General features: G+C 59.6%; 1 protein-coding gene. It reads left to right on the top strand.

The window, feature by feature from the left end; all coding sequences use genetic code 11:
- A partial coding sequence (gene dxs, locus NP603_RS21810; RefSeq protein WP_256612972.1) for a 1-deoxy-D-xylulose-5-phosphate synthase occupies nucleotides 1-1,239 on the top strand: 1,239 nt, incomplete at both ends.

Below are 1,239 nucleotides of genomic sequence, written 5' to 3'. Positions count from 1 at the left end.
CGATGAACCATGCCGGCGATGTCAATGCCAATCTGTTGGTGATTTTGAACGATAACGAGATGTCGATCTCGCCGCCGGTCGGGGCAATGAATAATTACCTGACCAAGATTTTATCCAGCAAGTTTTATTCGTCGGTCAAGAAGGAAAGCAAGAAGGCTTTGTCCAGTATGCCCAGCGTCTGGGAATTGGCGCGGAAAGCGGAAGAACATGTCAAAGGCATGATTGTGCCGGGCACCTTGTTCGAGGAGTTGGGCTTCAACTATTTCGGGCCGATCGACGGCCACGATCTGGAGATGCTGGTGTCGACCCTGGAGAATCTGAAGGATTTGACCGGGCCGGTGTTCCTGCATGTGGTGACCAAGAAGGGCAAGGGCTATGCCCCGGCCGAGAAGGATCCGTTGGCCTATCACGGCGTGCCGGCCTTCGACCCGACCAAGGATTTTCTACCGAAGGCGGCGCCGTCGCCGCATCCGACTTATACCGAGGTGTTCGGCCGTTGGTTGTGCGATATGGCGGCTGCCGATGAGCGATTGCTGGGCATCACGCCGGCAATGCGCGAAGGTTCAGGCTTGGTCGAGTTTTCGCAGAAATTTCCGAAGCGTTATTTCGACGTGGCGATCGCCGAGCAGCACGCGGTGACCTTGGCCGCCGGCCAAGCTTGCCAGGGCGCAAAGCCGGTGGTGGCGATTTATTCGACCTTTTTGCAACGCGGTTACGACCAATTGATTCACGATGTAGCCCTGCAGAATCTGGATGTGTTGTTCGCCTTGGACCGCGCCGGTCTGGTCGGCCCCGACGGTCCGACCCATGCCGGGGCGTTCGATTACAGTTATATGCGTTGCATTCCCAATATGCTGGTGATGGCCCCGGCCGACGAGAACGAGTGCCGGCAGCTGCTGACCACCGGCTTCCACCACCACGGCCCGGCCGCGGTGCGTTATCCGCGCGGCAAGGGACCGGGGGCGGCGATCGATCCCGCCTTAACCACCCTGGAGATCGGCAAGGGCGAGATTCGCCATCAGGGCGGGCGGATTGCGATTCTGGCCTGGGGAGCGATGGTGACGCCCGCCGTCGAAGCCGGCAAGCAACTGGGCGCCACGGTGGCGAACATGCGTTTTGTCAAACCGATCGACGAAGACTTGATCCTGCAGTTGGCCAAGAGCCACGACGTGTTCGTCACGGTCGAGGAAAACGTGTTGGCCGGCGGCGTCGGCAGTGCGGTACTGCAATTCCTGCAAC

Source organism: Methylomonas aurea (assembly GCF_024505045.1).
GTDB classification, from domain to species: domain Bacteria; phylum Pseudomonadota; class Gammaproteobacteria; order Methylococcales; family Methylomonadaceae; genus Methylomonas; species Methylomonas aurea.
Note: the sequence above shows the minus strand (reverse complement) of the source record. Positions and strands in the feature narration are given on the sequence as shown.